Below are 19814 nucleotides of genomic sequence, written 5' to 3'. Positions count from 1 at the left end.
ATGGCGATGCCCGAGGGTTGGTTGACACAGCTTCCTGCGCCAGCGGGGACACTTGAACCGGTTCAGCGCCGTGGACGATTGGCTCTGTCCGAGCACAGTTTTCCCAGTCGGAGGCAGGAGTCGTGGAGGCTTACTGATCTCAGGCGACTAGAGGCTTTGTTTCAGCTGTCATTGGCTGATCAAAGGCCACATCGCTCCAGTGCTGACAGCTGGCCGAGCGTTCCTGAGCAGGCCCTGAGGCTTGTGATTGATGGCAGCCAGGATCCGTTGCAGGGGGTGAGCTTGCCAGCAGGGATTTCGCTGCTTGAGGGTGCTGAGTTGGAGCAAGCCCTGGGCCACACCTTGTCGCGCTGTCGCTGCGCGTCGGATTGGCCCGTTGAGCTCAATCACGGGGTGAGCCAGCAGATTCTGGCGTTACGCATCCGCGGCAAGGTTCCTCCGGTTGAGTTGGTCATGGTTGCAGCCGACGCCATGTTGGTTCCAACCCGTGTTCTGTTGCTGGTTGAGGAAAAAGCAGAGCTCGATTGTCTCCAGGTTTTGAGCGCTAAGGGCCAGGCTGCCCATAGCCATCTTCTCGAAATTCACCTTGGCCAGGAATCCAAGGTGAATCATGGCCTGCTTGCCTTGGGAGATGGCCAAGAGGCTCTGCTTGCCAATCTTGCTGTGGAGCAAGAGTCACGAAGTCACTATTCCCTGGTTTCGGTGTCGCAGGGCTGGTTGTTTGGGCGACTGGAGCCGAGCCTTGTGCAGGTGGATGGTCAGGCTTCTGCTTCGATTCATGGTCTTTCCGTCACCGCTGCTGATGAGCAGTTTGCGGTTCATACAGCCATGCGTTTTGAGGGTCCTGAAGGCACGCTGGATCAAGTTCAAAAAACGATTGCAGCCGACCGCTCTCACAGCATTTTTAACGGAGCGATTCAAGTGCCGAGGCCGGCACAGCGCACCAACGCCTCCCAGCTCAGCAGGAGCTTGTTGCTCTCGGGACGCGCCCGCGTTGATGCCAAGCCTGAGTTGGAAATCGTTGCTGATGATGTGCGATGTACCCATGGGGCCACCGTGAGCCAGCTTCAGGAGGATCAACTCTTTTATCTGCGTAGCCGTGGCATTACGCAGTCCTCAGCAGCCGCTCTGCTCCTGCGTGGCTACTGCCAAGACGTGCTGGATCGCCTGCCTCTCGATGGCTCGCAGCGCTGGTTAGGAGGCAACTTGCAAGTAGGAGGAACGGCATCATGACAACACTTAATCGTAACGCTGCCGTTACCCTTGCGGAACGGGTGCGTGCCGACTTCCCGATATTCGATCAGGTTTCAAGTTCTGGTCAGCCCCTGATTTATTTGGATCATGCGGCGACCAGTCAGAAGCCTCGTGTCGTGCTCGATGCGATTCAGCACTACTACGCCTGCGATAACGCCAATGTGCATCGCGGTGCCCACCAGCTCAGCGCGCGTGCCACGGAGTCGTTTGAAGCGGCGCGTGCCACGACCGCTGGATTGATCGGTGCATCGAGCTCGAAAGAGATTGTGTTCACGCGCAATGCAACCGAAGCCATCAATCTGGTGGCTCGCAGTTGGGGGGATGCTCAGCTGAAGGCTGGTGATGAAGTGCTGCTCACCGTGATGGAGCACCACAGCAATTTGGTGCCATGGCAATTGCTCGCTGATCGCACCGGTTGTGTGCTCAGGCATGTGGGTGTGACCCCAGACGGCACCCTTGACCTAGCCGACTTGCGCGAACAGCTCTCGGAGAAAACGCGCTTGGTGAGCTTGGTCCACATCAGCAACACCCTGGGGTGCTGTAACCCGATCGAAGAGATTGCAGTCCTTGCCCATGCTGTGGGTGCCAAAGTTTTGGTGGACGCTTGCCAAAGCCTGGCTCACAAATCCATTGCCGTGAAGACTCTCGGGGCCGATTTCCTTGTGGGCTCCTCTCACAAGCTGTGTGGCCCCACCGGAATGGGGTTTCTATGGGCTTCGGAAGAAATTTTGATGGCGATGCCACCCTTCCTCGGTGGTGGCGAGATGATTCAGGAGGTGTTCTTGGATCACAGCACCTGGGCGGAACTCCCCCACAAGTTTGAGGCGGGCACCCCAGCCATTGGTGAGGCGATTGGCATGGGTGCTGCGATTACTTATTTGCAAACGCTGGGACTCGATGCGATTCAGGCGTGGGAGGCAGAGCTCACCACCCATTTGTTTAGTCGGCTTCAATCGATTAACGGCCTGCGTATTCTTGGCCCCACGCCAGAGCAGCAGCCTGAGCGAGGAGCTCTTGCCACGTTTGTGGTGGAGGGTGTTCATGCCAACGACATCGCGGCGATGCTTGATCTGGCCGGCGTCTGTATTCGCAGTGGTCATCATTGCTGCCAACCACTGCATCGGCTCTATGGCGTTACCGGATCAGCCCGTGCGAGCCTCAGTTTTTGTACAACTCATGCCGAGATTGATCGTTTTGCTGATGAACTCGTCAGCGTGATCGACTTTTTTCGTGAAAACGGCTAGCGATTCCTTCTATGGGTTGAAGCAGCGCCACGGCTTCAGCATTGTGTCGACCGGTCCAAGCCCAGCGGAATGACCAACCCGTGGCTTGGGCTTGCAGCTCGAGCCAGTCGCGGTTGGCGGGAAAGTCATAGGTTTGGATGTGTTGAGAGATGGAGTCTCTGTGGGTCTGAGAGAGACCAGGCCATTGGTTGATTCGTTTGCAATATCTTCTGAGGTATTCCATTCGTGATTCTTGATTGGGACGAAAGACATCGGCCCAAACAAACAGTCCATTGGGCTTTATGCGCTTCCTCGCACCCTTGAGAAACAGCAGCTTTTGGTCTTGATTGAGATGGTGTAGAGCGAAGGATGAATGGATGAGGTCAACACGGTTGTTCTGCATGGAACAGGCCCATTTGAAGAGGTCGCCGTGCTCCCAGATACAGGGGTAGGGAACGGATCCCAGATTGCTTTGAGCGAGCGGTAGAACTGCTTTGGTGAGGTCTAAACCGACGTAGTTTTTGAGTGGAAGGTTGCGAAGCAGGGGCGCAAGCTGGCCGAGATCTCCACAGCCCAAATCAACCATGTCAACTGCTTGAGTCTGCTCATCGCGCTGGGCCAGCCATTCATGGATCGCACTGGTTGTTGCATCCGTGATTTCACGGTGCTCCATCAGGTTGTGTTCAACCAGGATTTGGTATGTGGCCCATTGCCTTTCGAACAGATCCACGCATGGTTCACATCTGAACCACACGATGGCACCGTGAATGAGCCCTTTCCACGCCTCGCGTTTGCAACTCCCAACTTTATTTCTGGTGGTACTTGGAGGCCGCACGGATCAAAGTTTGATCGAGCTTCACGATGTGCGCTTTGTCGTCGGTCGTTGCATCGAGGACACCTACCCCGAGCTTCGCCGTCAGTGGTTCGGTCGCCGTCGTGGGTTGCATCTCGACAGCTACATGGCCGTCCATTGCATTGATGGTTGGCGCGTCACTCTTGAGCCGGAGCCTTCTTCGGAAAAGCAGCGGCTGTGGTTCGTCAACCTTGGGGCTTATCAGCCCGACTCCCTTGCGGAATTGCATCGCTTTGGACTCGTGGTGGCCCCTTCGCTGCAGAGCGCCAAAGCAATGGCCAAGAAGCGCTGGTTGTTGGATGCGCTTCAGCAGCACAAGGATGATCTAAGCGCCGTGGATGATTGCTTGCTGATTGAGCAGTTGTCGTTGACAGAGAACAACAGTGTTTACGTGCATCTCCATCGCCAGCTCGATGGTGACAGTCAAAACCAGGTGCCTGACTGGTTTGGATATCGCCCGATTTGATCGGCCGATGTGACCGCTACAACAGGGAGAACGGTTGCGATTTGGCCGATTAACTTCATGGATCGTGCACATCAGAGAATGGAAGAAGCCATACGGCGCTTGCCGTTGATTCGACCATGAACATTGATGGCCAGGCCTGGCGGACGATTTGGCTAGAAGCTGATCAGCGCTCCGTGGGTGTGATTGATCAAACCCTGTTGCCCCATCGCTTGATCACCCGAACGCTGACGAGTTGTGATCAGGCGGCAGATGCAATCAGCACCATGGTGGTGCGAGGTGCGCCATTGATTGGTGTGACCGGTGCCTATGGCTTGATGCTCGCCCTTCAAGACGATGCAAGTGATGCTGGCTTGCGCCAAGCCTTTAATCAGCTCAACGCAAGTCGACCCACCGCAGTGAACTTGCGTTGGGCTTTGGAGCGAGTGCGTGATCTGGTGCAGCCTTTGCCAGAAGCAGAGCGAGCGGCGGCGGCTCGGCGGGAGGCGGCACTGATCGCTGATGAAGATGTAGCGATGTGCGAGGCGATTGGTGAGCATGGTCTCGCTCGATTCCGGGCGCTTGTAGAGCAGCGTCCCAATGCACGCCAGAACGAGCCCTTTCAGGTGCTCACCCACTGCAATGCGGGCTGGTTGGCGACCGTTGACTGGGGTACGGCGTTGGCGCCGATTTATAAGGCCCATCGAGCTGGGCTGAATATTCATGTTTGGGTGGATGAAACCCGGCCGCGCAATCAAGGGGCATCGCTCACGGCCTACGAGTTAGCGCGTGAGGGAGTGCCGCACACCGTGATTGTGGACAACGCAGGTGGTCACCTGATGCAGCACGGACAGGTGGATGCTGTGATTGTTGGGACTGATCGCACGACGCGATGCGGCGATGTGTGCAACAAAATTGGCACCTACCTCAAAGCTCTGGCAGCTCACGACAACAACGTGCCTTTCTACGTTGCACTGCCTTCGTCCACCATCGACTGGCGCCTTGCAGATGGAGTGGCAGAAATCCCGATTGAGGCGCGCTCCAAGGAGGAAGTGACCGCCATTCAAGGCAGGGTGATCGCTGGAACGTCGGCTGGTGACATCGTGCGCGTGCAGCTCACGCCGGATGGTTCTGCTGGGTTTAATCCGGCGTTTGACGTCACCCCGGCTCGACTTGTCACGGCTCTGATCACCGACCGTGGTGTGGCCAAGGCCAGTGAAGTTGGACTGAAGGAGCTTTACAACCGTGTCTGATCCTGGAGGAGAGATGAATGATCGAGGGTTGCGTTGCGAGCTGGTGGACGTGGCCCGTGCGATGAACAGCACTGGTTTGAATCAGGGCACATCAGGCAACCTGTCGTTGCGGATTGAGGGGGGGTTGTTGGTGACCCCCAGCTCCTTGGCCTACGACCAGATGGAGCCGGAGGATCTGGTGGCGATCGATTTTTGCGGCCAACCTTTGCAAACAGGGTTGTCTGGCGACAAACGGAGACCCTCTTCGGAGTGGCGCCTGCATGCCGATGTCTTAGCTGATCGGCCCGATGCCATGGCGGTGTTTCATTGCCATCCCATTCATGCAACTGCGCTTGCATGCCATGACCGCGGCATTCCACCGTTCCACTACATGACCGCGGTGGCTGGTGGTGATGACATTCGCTGTGCTCCCTATGCGACCTTCGGCACCGAGGCGCTATCGGCCCATACGGTGCAGGCCCTGCAGAACAGGCAGGCCTGTTTGCTGGCTCACCACGGATTGGTCAGTTTGGGTCGAGATCTTGATCAGGCGCTGAAGATTGCCATTGAGGTGGAGACGCTGGCACAGATGTATTTACAAGCTCTTCAGCTGGGGGAGCCCCCGCTTTTGTCGGCAGCACAAATGGAAGAGGTGCATCGTCAGTTTCGCGGGTTGGGATATGGCCAAGCCTCTAAAGATTGAGGTGTTGACGGAAAAAGCGCTCTGTCGATTCAAGAACGGCAACCTGCACCTCGCTGTCTCGGAATCCATGGCCTTCCTCAGGGAAGGTATGCACTTCCACGGGGATGGCATTGCGGCGTAAGGCATCAGCCATGCGTTCGGTTTGCTGAGGCAGGACGACCTTGTCTTGGAGGCCCTGAAAAAAGATCACGGGACAGCGGATCTGTTCCACATGCCGTAGCGGCGATCGCTGTTCATAGAGATCCTGCTCGTCGGGCCAGGAGCCGATGAGTCCATCCAGATAGCGGGCTTCAAAGCGATGGGTTTCTGTGGCTAAAGCGCTGGGATCGCTCACGGCATAACGGCAGGCTCCGGCGCGGAATACATCGGTGAAGCAGAGGCAGGCCAGAGTGGTGAAGCCACCGGCGCTTCCCCCTTCGATGGCGATGCGGTTCGGATCGGCACAGTTCTTGGCAATCAAGGTTTTGGCTGCGGCGGCGCAATCGTCAACATCCACCACACCCCAGCCCCCTTGGAGCCGGTCGCGGTAGGTCCGCCCAAATCCTGTGGAGCCTCCGTAATTCACGTCCACGACACCCCAGCCCCGCGAAGTCCAGAACTGAATGGCGAGGCTTAGGCCACGGCGGGCCATCGACGACGGGCCGCTATGACTCTTCACCAGCAGAGGGGACGAGGCATCGGCGCCGCCAACGGGGGGGTAGAACCAGGCATGGGTGCGCTGCCCGCTCGATCCTTCAAACCACAACGCGTTGGCCACGCTGATCGCATTGACCTCCATGACGGCTGTTGCTGCTGGAGTGTGTTGCCAGGTTCCCAAGTCCAAGTCGAGCTCAAGAAGCCCTTGGCCTGTGGTGCTGTTGCTCGCGATGGCGACGGCTCTGCCATTTGCTGCGTTGAGATCGGCGAGATCGTTGAAGGGTTGTTCCACACACTCTGTGGAGCCATCGAGTCCAAGCCGTTGCAACCGCCACTCACCCTGATCACAAACCGCCGCTAACAGCTTTTCTCCATCCCAAGCGGTGGTACTCATCCCAAGCACCCACTGGGGCATGGCCGTCTCCTTGGTCATTGGCCAAAGGCGTTGCCAGTGGTTGCTGAAGCTTTCGGCGCCGGGATGGCGCATCAGATTCCACCAGCCACTGCTGTCCTCTGCAACGACAAGGCTTCCATCCGGCAGCCATTGGGGCTGAAAGACTGAGATTCCCTGAGCTTGTGATTGTTCGCCGCCGGCAATTACATGGCAATCCTTCAGTGCTCCAGTGGCCGTCAGTTGCGCCACAACAAGCTGGGAACAATCCCAGGGCATGAAGGGTTGCTGCCATTCCACCCAAGCAAGCTGGACGCCGTCTGAACTAAGGGCGAGATAGCCCGCGAAATCAGCCGGCTTATGAATGATGACCGGGGTTTGCTCCTGTTGATCGAGGGCAACGCTCACTAAGCGATCACAACCGGCTTCCTCCATCACGCCCAACCAGCGAGAGCGGGCATGGTCGATCACTCCTCCCCCCAGGGCGCTATCGCTGGGAGAGGTCAGCCGATGGGGGGGTGCCAGGGCATTCAGTGATTGGGCGCTAGCCCCATTAATTCCTGTCCAGGCTTGGAACCAGAGACAACCGTCATTGTCATCGACCCAAACCAACTGGAGTGTTCCCTCCTTCAGGGTCGCTGTGAACGGAGCCCCCCCGTAGTCGTGCACTCTGCTGCGCAAATTGATGGGGGCTGGTGTGAGTTCCAGGGGTGTGTTGGCTGTCTCCTTCCAGCGGCGGATCAATGCTGTGGTGCGTCCTTTCTCGTGGGGGCGCTGCTCGAGCCAGAGCACCCAATCCCCAAGTAGTTGCGGCGCTCGCAGCACTGGACTGCGTCCGAGAGCGGTTGTTGCGGGCAGGGGCTGTTGCAGAGACATGTCGAACAGATCAGGCAGAGATCAGGTCTGCCTAAGATCAGGACAACTTCAAGGTAGGAGGGGGTTTGGCTAGGAGCTTTGCCCAGTTGGCACGATCGGCTGAGAAGAGCAGCTCCTCCATCGCTGTGCCAAAGGAGCCTTTAGAAACGGCTCCTCTTGATATCCATACTCTTGGCGACGATGCGTTACGCGGGGATGCTCGCCGAATCGGCAAGGTTGATGAGCGCGTGCGCGACTTGGCTCGCGACATGTTGCGCAGCATGTACACCGCCAGTGGCATTGGCTTGGCGGCTCCTCAGGTTGGGGTGCATCAGCAATTGCTGGTGATCGACCTTGACTTTGAGACACCGAGCACCCCACCTCTCGTGCTGATTAATCCTGAAATCACAACCTGCAGCGCATCGGTTGATACGTACGAGGAGGGTTGCTTAAGCATCCCAGGTGTGTATCTCGATGTGGTCCGTCCAACGGCTATTCAATTGAGTTTCAGGGACGAGATGGGGCGACCCCGCACCATGAAGGCTGATGGGTTGATGGCGCGGTGCATCCAGCATGAGATGGACCACCTTCGTGGGGTGTTGTTTGTGGATCGTGTGACCGATGCGGGGGGGCTCAAGAAGGAGCTAAAGGATCATGGTTTCCTCGCAACGGACGTCCGCCCCATCACGCCTTAAACCGATGCCAATGAAACCCCTTGCTGGCCTGTTCTTGGCCCTGGCGTGCGTGCTCGGAATTGCAGCCACAGGCTCTGTTTTTGAATTGGCATACGGCGATCCTGATCTAGGCGTGAATCCAACGCGATGGATCCTGGGGTTGAGTCTTCCGGCAACGCTTGGGTCACTTTTAGTCGCGATTCGCCTCAACAAACCGGCCTGAGTGCACGTGCTCGGATCCAAAGGGACTAATACGATCTCCTTAATGATCGGATTTGATTGATGGGCCGTCCTTGGAACGCTGCTGTCGCTTTTGCTGTGTTTGCCTCCGCTTTGGCCACAGGTCTCCCGCAAGCAGCGAATGCTCAAGGTTCTGTCTTTACTGCTGCAGACGTGGACGAAAGCCAGTTCGTGATGGTGTCGGCTCCCATCGGTAAAGGTGAGAGTTCCCAGCTGAACATTTACGAGCAGCGCACCAGTGCTCGACCATGTTTTGCCGTTTCGGGAGCTTCCCCTGCAGTGGTTGATCCCCTGTTGGCCAGCTTTGACTTCACCGGAATCTGTAACCGCTACATCGATGGGAATGGATATTCCTTGCGAATTGGTGGAGATGACCTTGGAACGCATTACCGCCTGTCCGTGGTCAAAACCGGCTCCGATATCGAGCTCTTAGCCGTCCCGACGCGTGATCCCTCCCGCCCCACCATGGTGGTGGCTCGTTCTGGAGGTCCTGGAAACGGTTTCCTCAAGTTGAATCTTGAACCAGGCTGGAAGCTGATGAGGCGTCAATACGGCAAGCGCACGCTGGGACATCTTTATGTGTACCGGGAGGGCATGCCCGGATCCCCCGATGCTCTCTGAGCTCATTGCCCATCGCTTGCTACATTGCTTAGCTGGAAATCCTCGCTTGTTGAATGACTCAGGTCACGGTTGGAGAAAACGAAGGCATCGAATCTGCCTTACGTCGCTTTAAGCGTCAGGTCTCCAAGGCCGGGATCTTTGCAGATCTCAAGCGCCTGCGCCATCACGAGACTCCAATCGAGAAGTACAAGCGCAAAGCTCAGCAGCGTCGTCGTCGTCGTTGATCGGTCTGCATTTTTAGTTTTAGCTCCCTAAGCCGTGTCGAAATATCGAATAATCGGTATTTCGACTGTTTCTTTTTTCTGAATGCCTTCCGAGACTTGAAGCATCTCGAATGAGATCTCTTATGGCATTCATGTTTAATTCCCTTCGTGACTGGTTTGCAGAAACCCTGTCGCATGCTGTTGGCAATCCAAGTGAGGAGAAGAAAACGGTCCCTCCTCCGATTGGAGTCCAGCCCTACAGGGATATTCCTCATCACGGATCGCGTTAGTGGGGATTAGCAGAAGTGTTTGCTGAAGGTGTGTGGTCATAGCTACGGAAGCAGATCGCATCTGCCAGCTGTTGTTCGCCCACCTTTGGCAGAGCTTCTAAGTCGGCAATGGTTCGGGCAACGCGCAGAAGTCTCAAGCTGCTGCGCATGCTCAGCTGGCGTTTCGACACCACCTGCTCCCAGCATTGAAAGGCTCGTTCTTCAATCTGGGCGTATCGCCCAAGCTCTAGCGCACTGAGTTGGCTGTTGAGTTGGCCGCCCGGGTTGCGTTGACTCATTCTGATGCGCGCGGTCTGGATGGCTTCGGGTGAGAAACTTCCTTCCAATTGATTTTCTCTTGGATCATCCGTTGTCTTGAAGCAACGGCGTAGTTGGCCTGTCGGTACGGGTTCGAGGCGGCATTGAAGATCAAGACGATCTAAAAATGGACCTGATAAACGATTCCAGTAGCGCTGCCGTTGAAGCTCCGAACAACGGCAGCGATTGGAAGGATCACCATGCCAGCCGCAAGGGCAGGGATTGGTGGCAGCCACCAGGGTTACCCGACAGGGGAAGGCGCAGCGCAATCGGGCTCGGCTGATCCAAAGAACTCCCTCCTCCAGAGGCTGACGTAACTGATCGAGGATGGATCTCGGAAATTCAGTGAGTTCATCCAAAAACAGCACGCCTCCATGGGCCAGGCTCAATTCACCGGGCCGAGGATTGACGCCTCCGCCAAGAAGTCCTGCGGCCGTGGTGCTGTGATGCGGTGCGCGGAATGGTCGTTGCCGAACCAGGCTTGTCACGCTGCCGAGTGTGCCCGCAATGGATTGCAGGCGTGTGAGCTCCAGAGCCTCTGCATCGCTCAACGGTGGAAGAATCTTGGGGAGCTGGCGCGCCAACATCGTTTTGCCACAGCCAGGAGGCCCCACCATCAGGAGGTGGTGTCCCCCAGCGGCAGCAATCGCCAGTGCTTTTCGAGCGAAATGCTGAATCGTTAGGGGTGCTGCAGACAGTGGCTCGGATGCGCTGGCAGGGCTGATTGTTGTTGCAGGCTCTGTCCTTTTGGGTTGAGGGCAACAGTTGTGCTGGATCCCATGCCGTAATTGCTCAACCAGTTGCCTAAGCGTCTTGGCGCTAATGATGGTGAGTCCGGCCACCAGAGACGCTTCTGCCGCGTTGTCTGATGGCACCACAAACGCCTTGGCTTGCTGGATCTTTGCTTGGCAGGCCATGGCCAGAATGCCGCGGCAGGACCTCAAGCTTCCGTCCAGGCCAAGTTCTCCTGCACAGCAGAGCCCTTCCAGCTTTTTGGGATCTAGCTGACCACTGGCGACGAGCAAGGCCAGGGCGATCGGGAGATCGAAGGCTGGTCCCTCTTTGCGTCGATCAGCTGGTGCCAGATTCACGATGACTCGAACGAGGGGCCCGCGAAAGCCGCTGTTGCGAAGCGCTGCACGAACGCGTTCGCGCGACTCTTGAATTGCGGTATCTGGAAGCCCCACAAGTTGAAGGCCGGGAAGTCCTGGGGCCAGATCCACTTCCACCGTGACAGGGAGCGCCTCCATGCCTTGAAGGGATGCGCTGGAGCAGCGTGCCAGCATTGGATGGTTGCGGGGTAAGCATCTGATGCCCCACCCGTCTCATGCACTGTTTTGCCCAGGGTTGTGACCATGGCTGGTGACACGATTTTTGCCCGCATCTTGCGAGGAGAGATTCCATGCGATGAGGTTTATAGCGATGAGAGCTGTTTGGCGTTTCGTGACGTTGCGCCGGTTGCTCCTGTTCATCTTCTGGTCATTCCTCGCAAGCCATTAGAGAGCTTGCTCGAGGCGGAGGCAGGGGATGAGGAGCTTCTGGGGCATTTGTTGTTGGTGGCTGCGAGGGTTGCTAAGCAAGAAGGATTAAGTGATTGGAGGACGGTGATTAACAGCGGAGAGGGTGCAGGACAGACCGTGTTCCACTTGCATGTGCATGTGATCGGTGGGCGTTCCCTGGATTGGCCTCCCGGATGAAGGCTTGGCTTGTGAGAATGGCGTCATGACAGCGTCTACTTCCGGCAGCAGCGGCCCGATTTCAAATCTGCGTAATCAGCTCGCGAAGCTGCGTCACCTGGCCCAACCCTTTTTCTTACCGCTCGATCAGGCCAGCGGATGGCAGTTCATCTGGCTGTTGGTGTGCCTTCTGTTTTGTGTTGGCGGATTGGTGCTTGCGGTTCTTACCGCACTGATCCGAAGCCTGGATCGGTTTCAGCCGGACTTAACTGAGAAATATCTTTCTGGTGTTTCCGGCACGATCGCCACGATTTGGTCGAGTTGGTGGGGAGTGGCTTTTGTCGCTCTGTTTCTGGTTGGTTTGGCCAGCTTCGTTGCTTTTCGTCAGCAATTGCGCCATAGGCGGTGGCTTAATTGGGGCCTGCTGGCAACGATTGTGTTCATGTTGCTTGCTGTTAACGGGATTAATACAGGGATTGGGTTTATTTACCGAGACATTACGAATGCCTTGGTCGATAAAGATCAAGGTGGCTTTTATGGGCGATTAGCGATTTACGGTGCTTGTTTTGTGATCGCTCTTCCTATCCGGGTGACTCAGGTTTATATCACCGCAAAGCTGGGGATTATTTGGAGAGAGTGGCTGTCTAAGTCATTAATTGGCGATTATATGAAAAATAGGGCGTATTATGTTCTTAATCCAAACAGTGAAGACGAAACAGATATTGATAACCCTGATCAGCGTATCACTCAGGATACGGAATCATTTACGGCGCAAAGTTTAAGTCTTGCGCTAGGCCTCTTTGATGCGCTTTTAACGTTTTCGCTCAATATTTTGGTGCTCTGGAGCATTAGCTCAAGGCTTACTTTTGCCTTGTTTGGCTATGCAGCAGTCGCGACTACTTTGCTCATTGTTTCAGGGCGCAATTTGGTTAGGATTAATTATGACCAGCTTCGCTATGAGGCTGATTTTCGCTATGGCTTGGTTCATATCAGGGACAACGCAGAATCAATTGCTTTTTACTCGGGGGAGGGTCAAGAAAAGCAAGAGTCGTTCCGGCGTCTCGGCTCGGTTGTTAAAAACTTCAATCTCCTCATTATCTGGCAGGTGATTATCGATGTTATGCGCAGGTCCGTTTCGTATGCAGGAGTTTTTCTTCCCTTCTTGGTTATGGCGCCTGTGTATTTTGCGGGTGAAATTGATTTCGGCGTGTTCAATCAAGCCAACTTCGCCTTCAACATGGTGGAGGGATCGTTGTTCTTCATCGTGGCTCGAATTGAGCAACTTGCTCAGTTTGCTGCCGGTATCAGTCGTCTTGAAGGATTCCAAACCAAGGTTGAGCAGGTGAGTAAGCAGGCTCCCAGTAGTAACAGTCGTGTTGTCCCTGGAAGTAACGGCATCGTGATTCGGTCTGCTGATCTTTACCCTCCCAATGGAAAGAATCCAGTGATTGAAGATCTCACGATCAATATCAGTGATCACGACAAACTCTTGGTGGTGGGGCCTTCCGGATGTGGAAAGACGTCACTGTTGCGCATGATTAGTGGCCTTTGGGAGCCAAGTCGGGGCAGTGTTGAGAGGCCGTCGATGGGCGATCTCTTATTCATCCCTCAGAAGCCTTATATGTTGTTGGGGTCGTTAAGAGAACAGCTTTGTTATCCAGCAGATGAAAATCGCTTTAGTGATGAGCAGCTCCGAAGTGTGCTTGAACAAGTCAGCTTGCAGAAGCTAGTAACGCGATATCCAGACTTGGACATCAAGCAGGATTGGCCTCGAATCCTTTCCCTTGGGGAGCAGCAGCGATTGGCATTTGGACGGTTGTTGTTGAACTCTCCGAGTTTTGTGGTCCTGGATGAGGCGACCAGCGCTCTTGATGTGAAGACAGAGAAGCAGCTTTATGCGTTGCTTGTAGATCGAGATCTCTCCTTTATTAGTGTTGGCCATCGTCCTTCCCTCAAGCACTTCCATGACAACGTGCTTGAACTGCGTGGGGATGGCGATTGGAGCCTGATCCCTGCCAGTAGCTATCAACCATGAACAAATCTGATCAAACAATTGATCTCACTCCGGAGGAGCCCTCCAAGGCGTCGACCGCTCCAGAGACCAGTGCCACAACCAAAGATGTGCCTGACTTTGGTTGGAGCGCCTACGCAGAGCGGATCAATGGACGTTTCGCCATGATCGGATTTGTAGCTGTCTTGCTCACGGAAGCCCTCAGTCGGGATACTTTTTTGCATTGGGCAGGCCTGATTCCCTGAACTAAGGGAGGCGAATTAAGTCCACATCCCAACGCCCTCTGCGGCTCACTTGAACGGCGAGCAGTCGACCATTTCCATTCAGGCTTACGGAACGGGGTACTCCAGGCGGATTGATGGGCAGTCGTTGCAAAGCGCTGACATTGCGTCGATAGAGCATCAACTCGGTGCGTTCTTCGCGTTGGCGGATCAGGGCGATCCTCTGACCATCCCCACTCACGCTGAGGCTGATGGTCTGGGAGTCGGCCTGATGAATCCCATTCAGGGGCACCGGTGTGTCGTTGCTCAGGTCAATCAGCTCCACGCGCTCTCTTCCGTTGCGACTGGCGAGGCTCGCCAGCCAGCGTTGTCCCATCGATGGAAGGCGCCTGCTTTCGGCGCTGCGACGTAGCGATGCCCCGACCCGGGACATGGGACGGATGCCATTTTGACTGCAACCCAAAACGACGAAACAAAGCAGTAGGCCCGATGTGATGAATCCCTTTCTCATCGGTTGGCTTCGCTGGGTGTGGTGCGTCGCTGGCCTCCCGGTCCGTCGGGCTCCAGCATTCCGCTCAGGTCAATCACTTCCACGCGCCAACGCCCTTGATCCGCGGTTTGTATGGCGAGCTTGCGTGCATCAGGAGCCAGGCTGACCTGAACGGGATCTCGACCGGAGGGCAAATGCAAGGGGTGGGCTTTGCCGGTCAGGCGGTCTTCAATCAAGACCAGCCTGTGATTGCCGCGTTGGGTAATCACAGCCAAATAACGGCCGTTCCAGCTCAAGGACGGTGAGCTGTGGGGCTGATGACGTGAGAGATGGCGCAAACGCAATGAGCCACCTCCTTGTACGTCGCGCAACTGAACGGTCGGTCTTCCGTTTTGGTCTTCGATCACGGCTAACAACCGACCATTGCCGCTGAGAGCAGGGTCTTGTTGTTGTGGTGCAAGCAGGCCAGATGGTGCTCGGGTCGAACGACCTTCACAAGCGACGAGTCCTAGTGCAAGCAGCACCAGGAGGAGGCGTCGGGTCATACGGGAGGGAATGCTCAGCCTGATCAGTCGTCGAAGCGAGAACTGTTATCCCTTGGGCGGGAGCTGCGGGGAGGGGTGCGATTGGTGTCCCTAGCCGTTGCAGGCCTGTCTTCAGGAGTGGAATTGCGTCTGCTCACCGGGGGAGTGGAGGAGGTTTGACGCGTGCTTGGGGAGTAAGCGGCATCTTCGGGCTCGCGTCTCAGAGGACTGCCTTGAGGAATGCCGGGTTTCCCATCAAGACCGCTAGCGCTACGCGCTGACCCTGGAGCGCGTTGGCTTAACCCAGCCGCCCCAGCAGAGGCGCGGGATGAGGGTTCAGGTCTAGATGATGCAACTGGTGTAGGCCTGGACCCTCTGCGCTGATCCTGGCGTTGGCTGCGGCGCTCTCCAAAACTTGGGCCACTCGGTGCAGAGTCCTCACTGCGACCGAATCGAGCCATGCGTCGATCTCGTTCGCTGCTGTCTGACCAATCTGAGGCGGGATCGGAACGCTGACGGCTCCGACTCGCTGCCTGTTCAGGGATTGCAGCTCTTGAGGTGCGACGTGGGCGATAAAAATCTTGTTCAGGTCTTTCTCCCTCATCCGGGCCTTGGCCGCCAAACCTGCGTCGAATCGGCTGAGGTTCGTCGAAACGCTCATAGGGATCGTCATACCCACCTCGCAAACCTCCGGCGGGGCTTCCGACTTCAGGTTCATCATCGAAATAGGCTGAGCGTCTGGCCTGTTCCGCTGAAATCCCCCGAAGTCGAACGCTCTCGTAAGCAAAAAACACGGTGGTTCCAGCCAGCAAAAATTGCCCAAACTGGAGGATTGGATCGAGCCTCCAGCCTTGGAAGAAAAGAATTCCTCCGCAGAGCAAGCCGATCGCCGCAAAGAACACGTCGTAATCACGGGCTAGAGCTGGTTTGAAACTGCGCATGAAGTAGAGCAGTGCTCCACCTACAGCCAGCACAATGCCAACAATGCTGGCCCAATTCAGACTGGCATTAACCACAGTGAAGCTCTCTGATAACGACCTGCGTGGAACCGAAGCTCGGGTCGAGTGAGCTCAGTCTACGGAGCGTGAAAGGGTCTTCAAAGTTTGCGATCAACCTGGTCGGTTTGGCTGAGAAAAAAGAGTCCGATAGAGGCAGGGATCACAACGATCGCGACACCAGCAACGAGGCTGGTCAGAAAATTGGAGAGGGAAGGCGTCATAGGGGTTAGGACCGAATGCGTTCAGAGAGGCCTGATTCGCTGCGATCTTAGGGATCAGGGTCAAGTTTCTACGATGACAGCTCCCATTGCTTAGGGCTTTGTGACGCCAACGCTTGTCGCCATCCTCCCTCTTCTCAACTTGGTACTGGGCTTGCTGTTGGCCGCATGGACCCTCACCTTCCTGGCGCGCATCGTGCTCACTTGGTACCCCCAGGTGGATCTTTCCAAAGGCTTTTGGCCCCTTGTGGCCTGGCCCACTGAGTCGATTCTGGGGTTGACCCGCCGGGTTGTTTCTCCGATCGGGGGCGTGGATGTCACTCCAGTGATCTGGGTTGGGCTGCTCAGTTTGCTGCGCGAACTGTTGGTCGGTCAGCAGGGATTGCTCTCATTGGTGCTGCTCCGCGCCCAGTCCATTGCCTAAGCACTTTTGGAGAGCACGGTGCACCATCGTTGAGCTGATCTAGAGCATCTCTTCTTCGACAAATTTGGTGTGCACGTCGCCCCTTTGGAATTCAGGGCGGTCGAGCATGCGCAGATGGAAGTCCACCGTTGTTGGGATTCCGGTGATTGCGCACTCGTTGAGAGCTCGCTTCATGCGTTCAAGTGCAGCTGGGCGATTGGGGGCCCAGATGATCAGCTTGCCAATCAAGGAGTCATAGAAGGGTGGGATGTCGTAGCCCGTGTACACGTGACTATCAACGCGAACTCCAGGGCCTCCAGGCGGCAACCATCCTGTGATCCGTCCGGGAGCTGGCCGGAAATTGTGCTGTGCATCTTCGGCATTGATCCTGCACTCGATTGCATGACCTCTCATTTGGATGTCTTCTTGGCGCACGCTGATCGGCTCTCCGCCGGCGATGCGTAGCTGCTCAGCAATCAGGTCGATACCCGTCACCATTTCCGTGACTGGATGCTCCACCTGGATGCGGGTGTTCATTTCCATGAAATAGAACCCCCCACTTCGGTCCAGCAGGAATTCCACCGTTCCGGCCCCCTCGTAATTGATGCTGCGCGCTGCTGCAACCGCCGCTTCTCCCATGCGACGTCGCAGCTCTGGGTCAAGTGCCGGGCTTGGTGCTTCCTCGAGGAGTTTCTGATGACGTCGTTGGATCGAGCAGTCTCTTTCGCCGAGATGGACCACGTTGCCATGACGGTCCGCCAGAATCTGCACTTCAACGTGCCGGGGCCGGTCGATGAATTTTTCCATGTACAGCCCTGGATTCCCAAACGCTGCATCGGCTTCCCCTTGAGCCGCTTTGTACAGCTTCACCAACTGATCAGGACTGGGGACGAGCCGCATCCCACGGCCGCCGCCTCCAGCGGTGGCCTTGATCATGACGGGATAGCCCATGGCAGCAGCGAGCTCAGCAGCTGCCTCCGGGTTGGGTAAGAGGCCTTCGCTACCAGGCACCGTTGGCACGCCAACGGCCTGCATGGTTGATTTCGCCGTTGACTTGTCTCCCATCGAGCGGATGGCATGGGGAGACGGACCGATAAAAGTGATGCCGTGGTCGCGGCACATCTCGGCGAAGCGGTCGTTTTCCGCCAAAAATCCATAGCCGGGGTGAATGGCATCCACACCTCGGGAGGTTGCTGCGGCCAGGATGTTGGGGATGTTGAGGTAGCTCTTGTTGCTAGGGCCTTCGCCTACGCAGACCGCTTCATCCGCGAGTTGCACGTGCAGTGCAGTGCGATCCACGGTGCTGTACACCGCAACTGTGCTGATGCCGAGTTCACGGCAACTCCTCAGGATTCTTAGGGCAATCTCGCCGCGGTTGGCGATCAGCACCTTGCCGATGGGCATTCCTCAGCATCCGAGCCAGCGCGGATCGTATCAGCGGTTCGGCTTTTTAGGTCTGTCGGTATACTCATCCATCGACGAACCCTATCGGCAACGTCGCCACGCGGATGTGGTGGAATTGGTAGACACGCACGTCTAAGGAGCGTGTGGCTTCGGCCTTGCGAGTTCAAGTCTCGCCATCCGCATCATTCTTTCCAAGCCCCACCGGCACTGAGTGACGTTACCCACCAAGGACCAAACCCTGGCTGTGGTCTTCGTTTCCAACGGCCCTGGTGAACTCACGACCTGGGTTCGTCCCCTTGCGGAGCAGCTGCATCGCCGTCTGCTGATGCGGCCTCGAGCTCCTGGGTCTTTGTTGAGCCTGCGGCTCGTCTTGGTCCCTTGTCCCAATGCCACTGGCACGGAAGCCGCCGCAGCTTCCCGTTGGGGATTGTTTGATCGCATCACTCTGGCTCGGCAGTTTTGGTTGCTGCTGTTGAAGCCTTCTCGGTTTGGGATCTGGCCAGACAGGGGTGTGGTGGTCTTTTTGGGTGGGGATCAATTTTGGAGTGTGTTGTTGTCGGCTCGGCTGGGCTATCGCCACATCACCTACGCCGAGTGGGTGGCGCGTTGGCCGCGCTGGAACGATCGAATCGCCGCTATGGCACCAACGGTGCGTGACCAGCTGCCCAGACGCTTTCGCTCTCGCTGCCGCGTGGTGGGTGACTTGATGGCGGATCTCTCCAGCCATGCCAAAGAAGAGGCTCCGCTGCCATCGGGTGAGTGGGTGGCTTTGTTACCCGGATCGAAACCAGCCAAACTCAGCGTGGGTGTTCCTTTCTTGCTGGAAACTGCAGACCGTTTGGCTGCTCAACGCCCTGGCTGCCGCTTTTTGTTGCCGGTGGCACCCACCACCACCGTCGAAGACTTGGAACGTTACGCAAGTCGCTCGAATCCCATTGCTGCCTCCTACGACACCGATGTTGCCTCGATTGAACCGGCTCGTGCGGGCGAGGGATTGAGGCGCTTGATCACGCGCAATGGCACAGAGATTCACTTGCAGGAAAATCCTCCAGCCCACGGCGCCTTGAGCCAGTGCAAGCTTGCGCTCACCACCGTGGGAGCCAATACGGCTGAACTTGGCGCTCTGGGTGTGCCCATGATCGTGTTGGTGCCTACCCAGCATCTGGGTGTGATGCAGGCTTGGGATGGTTGGCTCGGGCTGTTGGCCCGTCTGCCAGGTCTGCGGCGTCTGATCGGCTTGCTGCTGAGCGCTTGGCGTCTTCGAAACCATGGATTCATGGCTTGGCCGAACATCAGCGCTGGTCGCATGGTGGTTCCTGAACGCGTGGGTCCGATCACGCCCGAGCAAATTGCACTTGAGGCTGAGTCCTGGCTTGCGACACCCGATAGGTTGCGGGGTCAACGCGATGATTTGCGCGGCCTTCGCGGTGAACCTGGTGCTGTTAGGGCACTTGCTGAGGAAGTTCAGGGACTCTTGCCCTTGGCTCTTTCCGACTAGCGTCCCCGCCAGTCCAATGTTTTAGTCATGACAAGCGCACCCATAGCAGGTGGAGATCGGGTGGAACGCACTCCTGAGGAATGGAAGGAGAAACTCAGCCCCACCCAGTTTCAAGTGGCGCGTCAGGGCGGAACCGAAGCTGCTTTTACCGGTGCCTACTGGAATCACAAGGAAGATGGCATGTATCACTGCGTCTGTTGTGATGCACCCCTCTTTAGCTCCAGCACAAAATTTGAGTCGGGCACGGGCTGGCCAAGCTTCTGGAATGGTGTGACCGAGGGTGCGATTCGCACTCATGAGGATCGCAGCCATGGAATGGTGCGAACAGAGATCCTTTGCGCGCGCTGTGATGCCCATCTGGGACATGTGTTCAACGACGGACCGGCACCTACAGGTCAGCGCTACTGCACGAACAGTGCTTCCCTCGACTTCAAAAAGAAAGCCATCACTTGAGTTG

General features: G+C 56.6%; 23 protein-coding genes and 1 tRNA gene. 16 read left to right on the top strand and 8 right to left on the bottom strand.

What is annotated here, in order from left to right; genetic code table 11:
- Window positions 1-1233: a SufD family Fe-S cluster assembly protein gene (locus SYNC_RS11365; RefSeq protein ID WP_011620383.1), complete on the top strand. Its 1233-nt coding sequence runs from the start codon at window positions 1-3 to the stop codon at window positions 1231-1233.
- A complete protein-coding gene (locus tag SYNC_RS11360; RefSeq protein WP_011620382.1) occupies window positions 1230-2498 on the top strand; it encodes a SufS family cysteine desulfurase in 1269 nt (422 codons plus the stop codon). The genes SYNC_RS11365 and SYNC_RS11360 overlap by 4 nt, the downstream gene beginning before the upstream one ends.
- Here the strand turns inward: SYNC_RS11360 and SYNC_RS11355 are convergent.
- A complete protein-coding gene (locus SYNC_RS11355) occupies window positions 2464-3207 on the bottom strand; it encodes a class I SAM-dependent methyltransferase (RefSeq protein WP_041426723.1) in 744 nt (247 codons plus the stop codon). The genes SYNC_RS11360 and SYNC_RS11355 overlap by 35 nt on opposite strands.
- Before the next feature lie 37 nt (window positions 3208-3244).
- Between SYNC_RS11355 and SYNC_RS11350 the strand changes: the two genes are divergently transcribed.
- The 3 genes from SYNC_RS11350 to SYNC_RS11340 all read left to right on the top strand — a co-directional run bounded on the left by SYNC_RS11350 (window position 3245) and on the right by SYNC_RS11340 (window position 5707).
- Window positions 3245-3796, top strand: a complete 552-nt coding sequence (locus tag SYNC_RS11350; RefSeq protein WP_011620380.1) for a DUF1543 domain-containing protein — start codon at window positions 3245-3247, stop codon at window positions 3794-3796.
- A gap of 116 nt (window positions 3797-3912) precedes the next feature.
- Window positions 3913-5025: an S-methyl-5-thioribose-1-phosphate isomerase gene (gene mtnA / locus SYNC_RS11345; protein ID WP_011620378.1), complete on the top strand. Its 1113-nt coding sequence runs from the start codon at window positions 3913-3915 to the stop codon at window positions 5023-5025.
- A 13-nt stretch (window positions 5026-5038) separates the two neighbouring features.
- Complete coding sequence (locus SYNC_RS11340; protein WP_011620377.1) at window positions 5039-5707, top strand: class II aldolase/adducin family protein; 669 nt, start codon at window positions 5039-5041, stop codon at window positions 5705-5707.
- Here SYNC_RS11340 and SYNC_RS11335 read toward each other — a convergent pair.
- On the bottom strand, window positions 5697-7610 hold the full coding sequence (locus tag SYNC_RS11335) for a S9 family peptidase (protein WP_011620376.1): 1914 nt from the start codon (window positions 7608-7610) through the stop codon (window positions 5697-5699). The two genes, SYNC_RS11340 and SYNC_RS11335, sit on opposite strands and share 11 nt — an antisense overlap.
- A gap of 65 nt (window positions 7611-7675) precedes the next feature.
- Between SYNC_RS11335 and def the strand changes: the two genes are divergently transcribed.
- The 4 genes from def to rpsU are packed head-to-tail and all read left to right on the top strand — an operon-like array spanning window position 7676 to window position 9348.
- Window positions 7676-8284: a peptide deformylase gene (gene def / locus SYNC_RS11330; RefSeq protein WP_011620375.1), complete on the top strand. Its 609-nt coding sequence runs from the start codon at window positions 7676-7678 to the stop codon at window positions 8282-8284.
- Window positions 8285-8288: 4 nt separating this feature from the next.
- Window positions 8289-8486: a hypothetical protein gene (locus SYNC_RS11325; RefSeq protein ID WP_041426722.1), complete on the top strand. Its 198-nt coding sequence runs from the start codon at window positions 8289-8291 to the stop codon at window positions 8484-8486.
- A gap of 59 nt (window positions 8487-8545) precedes the next feature.
- Entirely contained in the window at window positions 8546-9124 is a 579-nt protein-coding gene (locus SYNC_RS11320) for a DUF3747 domain-containing protein (protein WP_011620373.1), read from the top strand.
- A 53-nt stretch (window positions 9125-9177) separates the two neighbouring features.
- Window positions 9178-9348 carry a 30S ribosomal protein S21 gene (gene rpsU / locus SYNC_RS11315; RefSeq protein ID WP_006043142.1) on the top strand — a complete coding sequence of 57 codons (171 nt, stop codon included), beginning with the start codon at window positions 9178-9180 and terminating at the stop codon, window positions 9346-9348.
- A 265-nt stretch (window positions 9349-9613) separates the two neighbouring features.
- Here the strand turns inward: rpsU and SYNC_RS11310 are convergent, their stop codons facing one another.
- Window positions 9614-11200: a YifB family Mg chelatase-like AAA ATPase gene (locus tag SYNC_RS11310; RefSeq protein ID WP_011620371.1), complete on the bottom strand. Its 1587-nt coding sequence runs from the start codon at window positions 11198-11200 to the stop codon at window positions 9614-9616.
- 69 nt (window positions 11201-11269) lie between these two features.
- Between SYNC_RS11310 and SYNC_RS11305 the strand changes: the two genes are divergently transcribed.
- Genes SYNC_RS11305 through SYNC_RS11295 form a run of 3 tightly spaced genes read left to right on the top strand, consistent with a single transcriptional unit; the run spans window position 11270 to window position 13846 of the window.
- On the top strand, window positions 11270-11611 hold the full coding sequence (locus SYNC_RS11305) for a histidine triad nucleotide-binding protein (RefSeq protein ID WP_011620370.1): 342 nt from the start codon (window positions 11270-11272) through the stop codon (window positions 11609-11611).
- A 25-nt stretch (window positions 11612-11636) separates the two neighbouring features.
- Window positions 11637-13625 (top strand): ATP-binding cassette domain-containing protein, encoded by a 1989-nt coding sequence (locus SYNC_RS11300; protein ID WP_049750410.1) that lies wholly within the window; start codon window positions 11637-11639, stop codon window positions 13623-13625.
- On the top strand, window positions 13622-13846 hold the full coding sequence (locus tag SYNC_RS11295) for a chlorophyll a/b-binding protein (protein ID WP_011620368.1): 225 nt from the start codon (window positions 13622-13624) through the stop codon (window positions 13844-13846). Before SYNC_RS11300 ends, SYNC_RS11295 begins: the two co-directional genes overlap by 4 nt.
- Window position 13847: 1 nt before the next feature.
- Here SYNC_RS11295 and SYNC_RS11290 read toward each other — a convergent pair whose 3' ends face one another.
- From SYNC_RS11290 to psbX, 4 genes are all read right to left on the bottom strand, one after another.
- A complete protein-coding gene (locus SYNC_RS11290; protein WP_011620367.1) occupies window positions 13848-14333 on the bottom strand; it encodes a hypothetical protein in 486 nt (161 codons plus the stop codon).
- The gene (locus tag SYNC_RS11285; RefSeq protein WP_011620366.1) at window positions 14330-14857 is read right to left on the bottom strand and encodes a hypothetical protein; all 528 of its coding nucleotides are present in this window, start codon (window positions 14855-14857) and stop codon (window positions 14330-14332) included. Before SYNC_RS11285 ends, SYNC_RS11290 begins: the two co-directional genes overlap by 4 nt.
- 23 nt (window positions 14858-14880) lie before the next feature.
- A complete protein-coding gene (locus SYNC_RS11280; protein WP_011620365.1) occupies window positions 14881-15852 on the bottom strand; it encodes a Ycf66 family protein in 972 nt (323 codons plus the stop codon).
- Window positions 15853-15932: 80 nt separating this feature from the next.
- On the bottom strand, window positions 15933-16055 hold the full coding sequence (gene psbX, locus SYNC_RS11275; protein ID WP_011620364.1) for a photosystem II reaction center X protein: 123 nt from the start codon (window positions 16053-16055) through the stop codon (window positions 15933-15935).
- A gap of 100 nt (window positions 16056-16155) precedes the next feature.
- Here psbX and SYNC_RS11270 point away from each other — a divergent pair, with 100 nt between their 5' ends.
- Window positions 16156-16476: a YggT family protein gene (locus SYNC_RS11270; RefSeq protein WP_011620363.1), complete on the top strand. Its 321-nt coding sequence runs from the start codon at window positions 16156-16158 to the stop codon at window positions 16474-16476.
- 39 nt (window positions 16477-16515) lie between these two features.
- On the opposite strand, the gene accC is transcribed toward SYNC_RS11270, so the two are convergent.
- Window positions 16516-17859 carry an acetyl-CoA carboxylase biotin carboxylase subunit gene (gene accC, locus SYNC_RS11265; protein WP_011620362.1) on the bottom strand — a complete coding sequence of 448 codons (1344 nt, stop codon included), beginning with the start codon at window positions 17857-17859 and terminating at the stop codon, window positions 16516-16518.
- Window positions 17860-17959: 100 nt separating this feature from the next.
- Between accC and SYNC_RS11260 the strand changes: the two genes are divergently transcribed.
- The 3 genes from SYNC_RS11260 to msrB all read left to right on the top strand — a co-directional run bounded on the left by SYNC_RS11260 (window position 17960) and on the right by msrB (window position 19810).
- Window positions 17960-18041 (top strand) — tRNA-Leu (locus tag SYNC_RS11260).
- 29 nt (window positions 18042-18070) lie between these two features.
- Window positions 18071-19357 (top strand): hypothetical protein, encoded by a 1287-nt coding sequence (locus SYNC_RS11255; protein WP_011620361.1) that lies wholly within the window; start codon window positions 18071-18073, stop codon window positions 19355-19357.
- Between the two features lie 27 nt (window positions 19358-19384).
- Window positions 19385-19810, top strand: a complete 426-nt coding sequence (gene msrB, locus SYNC_RS11250; RefSeq protein ID WP_011620360.1) for a peptide-methionine (R)-S-oxide reductase MsrB — start codon at window positions 19385-19387, stop codon at window positions 19808-19810.
- Window positions 19811-19814: the final 4 nt, after the last annotated feature.

Source organism: Synechococcus sp. CC9311 (genome assembly GCF_000014585.1).
Classification (GTDB): domain Bacteria; phylum Cyanobacteriota; class Cyanobacteriia; order PCC-6307; family Cyanobiaceae; genus Synechococcus_C.
This window is presented reverse-complemented; position numbering and strand designations above follow the sequence as displayed.

Coding starts and splice junctions, on each gene's coding strand:
- SYNC_RS11365 (WP_011620383.1), top strand. CDS start 1: ATGGCGATGCCCGAGGGTTGGTTGACACAGCTTCCTGCGCCAGCGGGG.
- SYNC_RS11360 (WP_011620382.1), top strand. CDS start 1,230: ATGACAACACTTAATCGTAACGCTGCCGTTACCCTTGCGGAACGGGTG.
- SYNC_RS11350 (WP_011620380.1), top strand. CDS start 3,245: ATGAGCCCTTTCCACGCCTCGCGTTTGCAACTCCCAACTTTATTTCTG.
- mtnA (WP_011620378.1), top strand. CDS start 3,913: ATGAACATTGATGGCCAGGCCTGGCGGACGATTTGGCTAGAAGCTGAT.
- SYNC_RS11340 (WP_011620377.1), top strand. CDS start 5,039: ATGAATGATCGAGGGTTGCGTTGCGAGCTGGTGGACGTGGCCCGTGCG.
- SYNC_RS11335 (WP_011620376.1), bottom strand. CDS start 7,610: ATGTCTCTGCAACAGCCCCTGCCCGCAACAACCGCTCTCGGACGCAGT.
- SYNC_RS11325 (WP_041426722.1), top strand. CDS start 8,289: ATGCCAATGAAACCCCTTGCTGGCCTGTTCTTGGCCCTGGCGTGCGTG.
- SYNC_RS11320 (WP_011620373.1), top strand. CDS start 8,546: ATGGGCCGTCCTTGGAACGCTGCTGTCGCTTTTGCTGTGTTTGCCTCC.
- rpsU (WP_006043142.1), top strand. CDS start 9,178: ATGACTCAGGTCACGGTTGGAGAAAACGAAGGCATCGAATCTGCCTTA.
- SYNC_RS11310 (WP_011620371.1), bottom strand. CDS start 11,200: ATGCTGGCACGCTGCTCCAGCGCATCCCTTCAAGGCATGGAGGCGCTC.
- SYNC_RS11305 (WP_011620370.1), top strand. CDS start 11,270: ATGGCTGGTGACACGATTTTTGCCCGCATCTTGCGAGGAGAGATTCCA.
- SYNC_RS11300 (WP_049750410.1), top strand. CDS start 11,637: ATGACAGCGTCTACTTCCGGCAGCAGCGGCCCGATTTCAAATCTGCGT.
- SYNC_RS11295 (WP_011620368.1), top strand. CDS start 13,622: ATGAACAAATCTGATCAAACAATTGATCTCACTCCGGAGGAGCCCTCC.
- SYNC_RS11290 (WP_011620367.1), bottom strand. CDS start 14,333: ATGAGAAAGGGATTCATCACATCGGGCCTACTGCTTTGTTTCGTCGTT.
- SYNC_RS11285 (WP_011620366.1), bottom strand. CDS start 14,857: ATGACCCGACGCCTCCTCCTGGTGCTGCTTGCACTAGGACTCGTCGCT.
- psbX (WP_011620364.1), bottom strand. CDS start 16,055: ATGACGCCTTCCCTCTCCAATTTTCTGACCAGCCTCGTTGCTGGTGTC.
- accC (WP_011620362.1), bottom strand. CDS start 17,859: ATGCCCATCGGCAAGGTGCTGATCGCCAACCGCGGCGAGATTGCCCTA.
- msrB (WP_011620360.1), top strand. CDS start 19,385: ATGACAAGCGCACCCATAGCAGGTGGAGATCGGGTGGAACGCACTCCT.